8 protein-coding genes are annotated in these 9,537 nt (G+C 60.8%); 2 read left to right on the top strand and 6 right to left on the bottom strand.

Going from position 1 to position 9,537, the window contains the following annotated elements; translation table 11 throughout:
• Positions 1-1,944: a 3-hydroxyacyl-CoA dehydrogenase NAD-binding domain-containing protein gene (locus tag ACN0SD_RS05310; RefSeq protein WP_417807176.1), complete on the top strand. Its 1,944-nt coding sequence runs from the start codon at positions 1-3 to the stop codon at positions 1,942-1,944.
• Positions 1,945-1,964: 20 nt separating this feature from the next.
• Here ACN0SD_RS05310 and ACN0SD_RS05315 read toward each other — a convergent pair whose 3' ends face one another.
• A complete protein-coding gene (locus ACN0SD_RS05315; RefSeq protein WP_417807177.1) occupies positions 1,965-5,396 on the bottom strand; it encodes an indolepyruvate ferredoxin oxidoreductase family protein in 3,432 nt (1,143 codons plus the stop codon).
• A gap of 132 nt (positions 5,397-5,528) precedes the next feature.
• Here ACN0SD_RS05315 and ACN0SD_RS05320 point away from each other — a divergent pair, with 132 nt between their 5' ends.
• Entirely contained in the window at positions 5,529-5,987 is a 459-nt protein-coding gene (locus ACN0SD_RS05320) for an Lrp/AsnC family transcriptional regulator (protein ID WP_417807195.1), read from the top strand.
• A gap of 128 nt (positions 5,988-6,115) precedes the next feature.
• Here the strand turns inward: ACN0SD_RS05320 and ACN0SD_RS05325 are convergent, their stop codons facing one another.
• From ACN0SD_RS05325 to ACN0SD_RS05345, 5 genes are all read right to left on the bottom strand, one after another.
• Positions 6,116-6,436 carry a hypothetical protein gene (locus tag ACN0SD_RS05325; RefSeq protein ID WP_417807178.1) on the bottom strand — a complete coding sequence of 107 codons (321 nt, stop codon included), beginning with the start codon at positions 6,434-6,436 and terminating at the stop codon, positions 6,116-6,118.
• Positions 6,437-6,516: 80 nt separating this feature from the next.
• The gene (locus ACN0SD_RS05330; RefSeq protein ID WP_417807179.1) at positions 6,517-6,900 is read right to left on the bottom strand and encodes a hypothetical protein; all 384 of its coding nucleotides are present in this window, start codon (positions 6,898-6,900) and stop codon (positions 6,517-6,519) included.
• A gap of 834 nt (positions 6,901-7,734) precedes the next feature.
• Positions 7,735-8,076 (bottom strand): hypothetical protein, encoded by a 342-nt coding sequence (locus ACN0SD_RS05335; RefSeq protein ID WP_417807180.1) that lies wholly within the window; start codon positions 8,074-8,076, stop codon positions 7,735-7,737.
• Positions 8,073-8,303 carry a helix-turn-helix transcriptional regulator gene (locus tag ACN0SD_RS05340; RefSeq protein ID WP_417807181.1) on the bottom strand — a complete coding sequence of 77 codons (231 nt, stop codon included), beginning with the start codon at positions 8,301-8,303 and terminating at the stop codon, positions 8,073-8,075. The genes ACN0SD_RS05335 and ACN0SD_RS05340 overlap by 4 nt, the downstream gene beginning before the upstream one ends.
• Before the next feature lie 622 nt (positions 8,304-8,925).
• The coding region (locus ACN0SD_RS05345; RefSeq protein WP_417807182.1) for a hypothetical protein at positions 8,926-9,537 on the bottom strand (612 nt) is incomplete at its 5' end.

Consider the following 9,537-nt stretch of genomic DNA (forward strand, 5'->3'; position numbering starts at 1 on the left):
ATGAACACTCCCGTTTCGATCCGTCCGCAGGGCGATATCGCCATCGTCACGCTCGACAACCCGCCCGTCAATGCGATCTCGGCGGCGGTGCGCAAAGCGCTGTGGCAGGCCGTCGAGGAGATCGATGCCGATCCGACCTTGCGCGCGGCAATCCTGATCTGTGAGGGCCGCACGTTTATTGCGGGCGCGGATGTGCGCGAATTTGGCCAGACGCCCGAGCCGCCGCATCTGCCCGATCTGGTGGATCATCTTGAGGCCGCACGCGTGCCCTGGATCGCCGCTATCCACGGTGCTGCCTTGGGCGGCGGGTTTGAGATCGCGATGGGGTGTCGGTTTCGCGTGGCCGTGCCGCAGGCAAAGATCGGCCTGCCAGAGGTCACGCTTGGGATCATCCCCGGTGCGTCGGGCACCGTGCGCACGCCGCGTCTGGCCGGGGTCGAGGTGGCGGTCGATCTGGTGACATCGGGCAAACCGATGGCGGCACCCAAGGCGCGCGAACACGGGCTGATTGATGCGGTGATTGAGGGCGATCTGGAGGCAGGCGCGATTGCTTTTGCCAAGGCGGCTTTGGCCAAACCCCTACCTGCGCCGATTTCAGAGCGCCCGGTCGCGGCGATGGATGACGCGTTCTGGGAGGCCAAGCGCAAACTGGCGGAAAAGCAGGGCCATCGCGCGCCGCTTGAGGCGCTGGCCGCGATCCGCCGGGCGACCGAGCTGCCTTTCACGGAGGCCATGGCCGCCGAGCGCGAGAGCTTTCTTGCGCTGCGCAGTTCGGATGAGGCGGCAGCATTGCGCGCGGTCTTCTTTGCCGAGCGCGCCGCGCCACGCCCCGACACGCTGCGCGACGTGAGCCCGCGTAAGCTGGCGCAGGTTGGCGTCGTGGGCGGTGGCACGATGGGGGCAGGGATCGCCGCAGCCCTGCGTAGCGCCGGGCTGCCGGTGGTGCTGATCGAGCGCGACGATCAGGCGCTGGCACGTGGGATCGACACGCTGGCCAAGACCTTTGCGGGTGCGATCAAGCGGGGCAAATTGACCGAAGAGGCGCGCGATGCGCTGATGGCCGGGGTCACGGGGGCCACCGATTATGCGGCCCTGTCAGAATGTGATCTGGTGATCGAGGCAGTTTTCGAGGAGTTGTCCGTCAAGCGTCAGGTCTTTGAAAACCTGATCACGCACTGTCGTCGCGATGCGATCTTGGCCACGAACACCTCTTATATAGACCCGCGCGAGATTTTTGCGGGATTGCCAGGGGCTGAGCGCTTTATCGGGCTGCATTTCTTCAGCCCCGCCCAGATCATGAAGCTGCTGGAAATCGTACCGCTGCCAGAGACGGCGCCCGAGGTGCTAGCCACGGCTTTTGCGCTGGCCAAGCAGTTGAATAAAATCCCGGTTCGTGCTGGCATCTGCGAGGGGTTCATCGGCAATCGCATTCTCAAGCGCTACCGCGCCGAGGCCGAAACTCTCGTGCGGGACGGTGTGCCGATTGCGCAGATCGACGCCGCGATGCGCGGCTATGGCTTTCGGATGGGGCCGTTTGAGGCGCAGGATCTGGGCGGGCTCGACATCGCCTATCTGCAACGCGAGGGCGCGCGCGCAATGGGTCAGGACGTGCCTGAGACGCTGGGCGATATCCTTGTTGGGGCAGGGCGCAAGGGGCAAAAAACCGGCGGCGGCTGGTATGATTACAGCCAAGGCGATCGCACGCCCCAGCCCTCAACGCGCGTGGCAGAGCTGCTTGCAGGCCACATCGCCAAGGACGCGCCCAATCTTGAAGATGCTCAGATCGCTGCGCAACTGATTGCGGCGATGGCTGCCGAAGGCGAGGCCATTCTTGACGAAGGGATCGCCGATAAGGCCAGCGATATCGATCTGGTCGAGATCCACGGTTATGGGTTCCCGCGCTGGAAAGGTGGCCCGATGTTTGCAAGCGGGAAACACCGCTAGAGCGCTCGGGCGCGCCTGTCCTAAGCTAGGGCTTTGACAAGCGCGTCTGCCTTGGGTTTGAACTTGCGGATTGCGTCCTCTTTGACCGGGCCGTAGCCGCGAAATTGCATCGGCATTTCTAGCGCTTCTTGCGCTGAGGCTACGGTTTGATCAGAGATCAACGCGGGCAAGGTTGCGAGAAGGCTTTCGAACCAGTCGATCAGGGCGACCTCTTGCTTGCGCTCTTGGCTGTAGCCAAACAGATCGAACTTCGTTCCCCGCAGGCCGCGCAGCTTTGCCAGAGCACGCAGCGCAGGCGTCATCCATGGGCCAAAGCTGCGCTTAACGGGCCGACCGTGCGCATCTGTCTTGCGTGAGAATATCGGCGGGGCCATGTGGTAATTGATCTTGAAACCGGGCTCGAATTCCTGCGCCAAGGCGGCGGCGAAACTGTCTTGCCCATGCAGGCGCGCGACCTCGTATTCGTCCTTATAGGCCATCAGCTTGAACAGCGATTTGGCTGCCGCTGTGGTCAGATCCTGCGCACAGGCTGGATCCAGATCATCGCGCAGAGCCGCACGGAAACGCGTGAGCGTGCGTTTGTAGCGCTCTGCGTAGCGGGCATTTTGATACCCGGTCAGAAACGCCACATGCTTGGCGATGAGCGCATCAACGCTTGGCGGCGCGGTCGGGGCTTCGGGCGCAAGGATGGTCTCTGGCGTCTCTGCCAGCACCCGGCCCAGATCGAACGCGCGGGCGTTTTTCTCAACCGCTACGGCGTTCAGCGTGATCGCCTGTTTGAGCGCCGCTTCGCTGACCGGCACCAGCCCTTTTTGCCACGCATAGCCAAGCAAGATGACATTGGCGAACACGCTGTCGCCCAAAAGCGTCTCAGCCAATGCGTTGGCGTCAAAACTCCAGACGTTGTCGGTTCCCGCGATGCTGCGGATCGCCTGTTCGCGCAGATCGACACTCAGGCTCGCATCGCGATGCAACACCAAGTCACCGGTTGGCATTTCCGCGGTATTGAGCACGATCCGCGAGCCGGGCTTGAAATAGGTCGACGCGCGCGGTGCCGAGGACACCACGATATCGCAGGCAATAACCGCTTCGGCCGAGCCGATATCGGTGCGCACCTGATGGATCGCGTCGGGGCTTTGACCAAGACGAATATAGCTGAGCACGGTGCCGAATTTCTGCGCAAACCCGGTGAAATCAAGAACAGAGGCACCTTTGCCCTCAAGATGCGCCGCCATCGTGATCAGCGCCCCGACCGTGACCACACCCGTGCCGCCAACACCGGTCACCAGAAGGTCATAAGGCTTGGCAAGGTTCGACATGTCCGGTGCGGGCAGGGCGCGCAGCAAGCTTGCCACATCCAGATCGCGCCCGGTTTTCTTGCGCCGCACCGCGCCTTCCACTGTCACGAAACTGGGGCAGAAACCGTTGAGGCACGAGAAGTCCTTGTTGCAGGTCGATAGATTGACTTTGCGCTTGCGCCCAAATTCGGTGTCGAGCGGCTCAATGCTCAGACAGTTGCTTTCCACCGAGCAATCTCCGCAGCCTTCGCACACCGCGGGGTTGATATAGGCAAACCGCTTGGGGTCGGGCATCGTGCCGCGCTTGCGGCGGCGGCGTTTTTCAGTGGCGCAGGTCTGCTCATAAATCAGGATGCTGACGCCGCGCACGTCGCGCAGCTCGCGCTGAACCGTATCGAGGTCTTCGCGCGGGTTGAAACTGGTTCCCTGCGGGAAATCGGCGCGGTTGAATTTCGCGATGTCGTCCGAGATCAGCGCGATCCGATCGACCCCTTCAGCGCGGCAGGTCTGCGCGATGGCACTGACACTGATCGGGCCATCGACGGGCTGGCCACCCGTCATCGCGACCGCATCATTATAGAGGATTTTGTAGGTGATATTGGCCCCCACCGCGACCGCCTGACGGATCGCGAGCGAGCCGGAATGATACCATGTTCCTTCCCCGAGGTTTTGGAACAGATGCTTGCCGCCGGTGTATTTTGACGCAACCAGATGAGGCACGCCCTCGGCGCCCATCTGGGCATAGCCGCCGGTTTCGCGGTCCATCCAACTGGCCATCACATGACAGCCGATACCAGAGGCCGCCTTGCTGCCCTCGGGCAGTTTGGTCGAAGTGTTATGTGGACACCCCGAGCAGAAATAGGGGGTGCGGGTCGCGCCCGGCACGTTGAGAATCCGGGGCGGATGATCGGTCAGCGCGCGGGCGCGGGCCAGCAGGCCCTCATCAGGGAAATAGGTGTTCAGACGCTCTGCCACGATGGGCACAAGAGCAAGCGGGCTTAGCTCTCCCGTCCACGGCACCAGCGGGTCGCCTGCCGCGCGGTGCTTGCCCACCATCTTCTTGGGCTTGTCGCCGGGCCAGTCGTAGAAATACTCTTTGAACTGGCTCTCGATGATACCGCGCTTTTCCTCAATCACCAGCACCTCGGTCTTGCCGCGCACAAAGGCGAGCGCATCGCGGCGCGCCAGCGGCCAGACCATGCCGACCTTGTAGATATCAATGCCAAGGCGACGGCACGCGGCCTCATCAATTCCCAAAAGCCGCAGCGCCTCCATCAGATCAAGATGGCCTTTGCCCGTGGTGACAATGCCAAAGCTGGCATCATGGATGTCATAGATGTGGCGATCAATCGGGTTGGCCTCGACAAAGGCCTCGACCGCGCGCAGCTTGTGTTCGATTCGGGTTTCGATCAGCGGACTGGGCAGATCCGAGCGGCGCACATGCAGCCCGCCCGGCGGCAAGTCGATTTCGGGCAGCGAAAACACCCGGTCTTGGGGCAGTTCGACGGATTGGCCACTTTCTACCGTCTCAGAAATCGCCTTAAACCCGACCCAAGTGCCTGAATGGCGGCTTAGCGCGATCCCATATTCTCCGAAACTCAGGTATTCTGCGACATTGGCGGGGTTCAGCGTCGGCATGAACCACGTCATGAAGGCCACATCGGATTGATGGGGCATTGACGAGGAAACGCAGCCGTGATCATCACCCGCGACCACCAAAACGCCCCCTTTGGGCGAGGACCCGTAGGCATTTCCATGGCGCAGCGCATCGCCCGAGCGATCAACGCCGGGGCCTTTGCCATACCACATTGAAAACACGCCCTCGACCGTGGCATCGGGGTCAAGCGCGGCTTGCTGCGCCCCCAGCACCGCCGTTGCGCCAAGGTCTTCGTTCACCGCAGGCAGAAAGGTGATGCCCGCCGCGTCGGTTTGCGCGCGCGAACGCCACAGCTCCAGATCAAGCCCGCCAAGCGGAGAGCCGCGGTAGCCCGAAATGAACCCTGCGGTGTTCAAGCCTGCCGCGTGATCGCGCCGCGCCTGATCGAACATGATCCGCACCAAAGCCTGCGTTCCGGTTAGAAACACCCGGCCTTGCGATGCGTCATAGCGATCCGACAAAGCATAGCTTTGAAAGTGATGCGTGGTCTCGTTCATGGCAACTCCCCCCTACAATCATCGGAAATATATCACGCGCTCAATGAATAATCTGATCTTGTTTTGAGCGTTTCTGGCGCCAATGCGAAAAACTGTATCGACTTAAGCGCCGTGTGTGGTCATATTATCCAGATGGAACTGGACGGTCGTGACAAAGAAATTCTCAAGATCCTGCAAGCGGATTCCCGTGTCTCGAATGCCGAGATCGCGCAGCGTGTTGGCATGTCTGCCTCGGCATGCTGGCGTAGAGTGCGTCTGTTTGAAGAGCAGGGTCTGATCGAACGCTACAACGCCGAGCTATCGCCACGCGTCGCCGGGCTGGGCTTTAGCGCCTTGATACAGGTTCGCCTGACGCGTCACAATCCCGAGCATCTCCATGAGTTTATCGACGCGATCACGACCCGCGCCGAGGTGCTGGAATGCTACGCGACCACCGGTCAGGCGGACTATCATCTGCGCCTTCTGTGCAAGGATATCGACGCCTACAACGTCTTCCTCGAAGAGTTTCTGTTCCGCCTGCCTGCCGTTCAAAGCGCGGAAACCAATGTCGTCCTGCGCGAGATCAAACGTAGCCACGAGCTTCCGTTGTGAGCCCCCCGATCCTTGGACGCTCACTGGCCTAAATTCAGCGCCGTTTTGCGCCCGCTGAGCGGGTTTGGTGCCTGTGTTTTCCAGCCAATAGACGCTGCCATCAGCGCCGCGCTGTTTCAGGTGCCCGTTCAGAACGACCCGTCGACCTCCGGCCCTTCTACCTCCGGCCCTTCGACCTCCGGATCATCCGAAGGATCGGGGGGCTCGATGTCGATCTCCGTCTCGGTTTCCGAGCGGCGTGCCTCGTTTAGCAACTGCAGCGCTTGTCGTGTGATGGCAAGGATTTGATCCGTGCGATGGATTCGGCCCAGCGTCAGGTTGGCCATTTGCATATCAGACAGGGTTGCAAAGTGGCGCAGAAACGCACGCATCGCAGTGCCATCGCCTGTCTTGCGCAGCCAGACCTTGTCACGGTCAAGACCGATCTCTGTTTCATCCCGGAAGCGCACGTGAAGATGCTTCGAAACCGCGTCGACACGCAGAATGATGTCAGCTTTCGCCTCGCGCGCAGCCCGAACAACTCGTGAGATCAGCTCTCCGAGGGAACCGGGAGCTGCAAACCCAGAGCGTCGAGCAAAAGGCTCAGCTGGCGCGAGATCTGTGCATCCCGTGTCTTTTGCTCGGTGGCCATCGCGTCGATCTGCGATCGCAGCGCTTTGATCTCGTTTGCATGGCTGTTCGCGGTATCGCGCATTTCTCCGATCGTGCGCGTTAGCGTCGCGATCAGTTCCCCCAAGACCTGCGCCAGATCCGCTGGCTCGCCCTCGGGATGCATCATCTGATCGAGGATCAGGCCCCGGATCACATCGATCGTCTCCTGAATCGTGCCGCCGGTCTTCAAAACCTCGTCGAGCTTGCGATGCGCGAGCGTCAGGCTCGCCAAATCGCGGGAGGGGACTTGTAGGTCGGGCATCTTCAATCTCCTTCATGATGCGCAAGTGTTGATCCAGAGCGGATCTCGTGAATGAGCGTGTGAGCGCAACGAGCTCGATCCGCGCGCGAAGGTTGCGCAGGTTGAGGGCTCGATCGAAACGCGCCCGGATGATCCGCGGCTCGAGTTCGGGCGAAAGTTGACCGCCGCGGATTGCCTTTAGGTCGGGACCACTGAATTCGTAGCTGGCGACCCCGTGCAGGTTCAGGCTTTTACTCACCTCGTAGCCACTATGGGCTGAAAGCTCATTGCGGAATTCTGTTATGTCGCGCGGCTGTTTCTTGATCGAGATATCGACCAGCGCTACGGCGATGTCGCGTTTAGCCTTCGTGTTCAGGCGACGCTTCGGGAAGTGCGGTTCAAGTCGTGGACCACTGCGCGCGTCGAAATAATAGGGGGTCGGAAGGCCGAGCCAAGCACTCAGCTCCTTGTCCAGATATTCACAAAGCGATTTGGATGGGCCGAGGTCGATTTTGCGCCCGGCAAAAGTCTGGGGAAGGTTGAGCAAATGGAAATGCTGCGAGTGGGTCCCGAAATGCTCCCAGCCCATCCACGGGACCCCCGCTGGCGACATTCCCATCAGGCTAATCAGCTTTTTCAGAAACGCGTTCCGATGGGCGGGGAGAAGATTGACCCCTTCCGGCAGTGAGATTGTCACGAAAAGATAAGGTCGCGCGATCCCGCTAGGAGGGCGCAGCCGTGCAAATTGCTCCCTGATCGTGGCGTCATTCAAAGCCACGATCGTCCCATCGACAAATTCGGAATCTGGTCCACGATCGGCATATAAGCCAGCGGCGTGCGGATTGCTGTGCCAGGTCAGGTGAGGTCGCATCCATGCCTCCCGGGGGCATCGCGAAGATAGTCTTCGAGCGCGGCCACGGCGGTCACAAACTGCGCGATCGCGGGATCTACCTGCCGAAAAATACCATCGCTAGTGATGATGGCAATCAGCTCGTTGAGCCTGAGCCCGATCTCGCCCAACATCTCGCTCAGCTTGTCGAGATCCAGCACATGTCCGCTCAGCAAAGCGGCCCGGGCATAGGCCGCCTTACTCGTGTAGCCGCCGGCGTCGAGCAGCGCCCAGAACAAAATGGCTTCCTCCGCCTTGAGCGTCACTTCGACGCGCTCAGGCCCGAATGCCTGGATCGACCGTGTCATTCGTCATCTCCCCAATTATGGGCGCGCGGCAGGTTCTCGATGAACGCGAGAACCTCGTCCAAGCGCCAGCGGATACTTCCAGGGCCGAGACGCAGAGGTGTCGGAAACTCCGGATCTTCACGCAGCCGCCTGTCGATCGATGCCTCGCTCCAGCTCAACAGCGTCATCAAATCCATCTTGGTAATCAAGCGCAGCGGGGCTGCGTTTGTGGGGGGAGATTGCATCATTATTGCCTCATCGTTTGTGCTCGGTTCAGACCGGGTTTCCGGCCGGGCATCGGTGATCCACGAGGAGCCGCTGCCTTGCTTCGATTTTAGGCGACGGTGACAAGGCGTGCGAAATGGAAACGACAAACGAGGGGTTGCTTTATGTGGATAACTGTCTGCTTTCATTCTATAAAGCGAAAATTCCAGATAAATCCTCGACCGCAAGCCCGCATCCGCTCCACGGCCACGCATTGGCTCTGCATGCTTAAAGATGGAAAATACGGAAAACCTTGGCCGCTGTTCATCGGGTTTACGGGGCGCTCTAGGTTCTTGTTCCGGTTATAGATCAATTGAAATGACTTCTTTGTCGGGTTGAAAACGTCGCCTGCCGGGATCTTGAGGGAGGGGGCCTATTTCCCTGCCGATGACGATGAGCTTCGCGCTCGCTACGATGTCTGCCGCGGCGGCGTATGGCATGTTCTCGCGCTTTGGGTGGATGACGGGGCGCTTACAAGCAATCGACCACTTCAGGGCGCTTTGGCAAATATTGCCACAAACGGTCAAAAGAACGGAGGATCGGCGATCAGGGCGCCGCGGTCGGGGTAGGGGCAGCGGTTGATGGCGGGGCCGATGACTTCTGATTTTAGACGTCTTGATCCGAGAGCCGCGACATCATCCAGCCGCCTGTATGGCCGCGCGCAATATGGGCCGCAACGAGTTGAAACCCGCTCTGGGGCCAACCCTTGGGCGTGTCGATCAGGACCAACTCGGCAATCCCGTAGTCCTGCTGGTCGAGATCACGCAGTCGCGCCTTGGTGGTCAGGTTGGTGAGCGGCGCGAGCCATACCACGTTCTCACTGATCGTCATTGCGTGCCGGGTGAACTCCCGGAGCTTTGACCAAGGCGGGTTCGTCATGATCCAGTCGACCGGATCGCTGCACGCGAGGAAATCCCGACCGAGCGCCAGCTCGCACCAAGAGCGTTCGACATGATCGGGAAACTGGTCGTGAAGCGCGCCTGTGCCCAGTGCCGGGTCGAGCACATGCCCGGACATCCGGTCCGCGAAATGCGCGATGATCCTGGCCGCCAGATCCGGGGGCGTCATCACCAGATCTCGGGCGGGATCGTTCGTTGCTGGGACCAGCCCGGGCTTTGCGGGTGCTGACTCCGGGCGAAGAGCCTGACGGATCCCGAGGATCGGAAGAACCCGCAGCAACGTCTCAACCCTGCCGGTCAGGTCTCGCTCGAGCGCGAT

Origin of the sequence: Thioclava sp., from assembly GCF_048263065.1 — a bacterium.
GTDB lineage: Bacteria > Pseudomonadota > Alphaproteobacteria > Rhodobacterales > Rhodobacteraceae > Thioclava.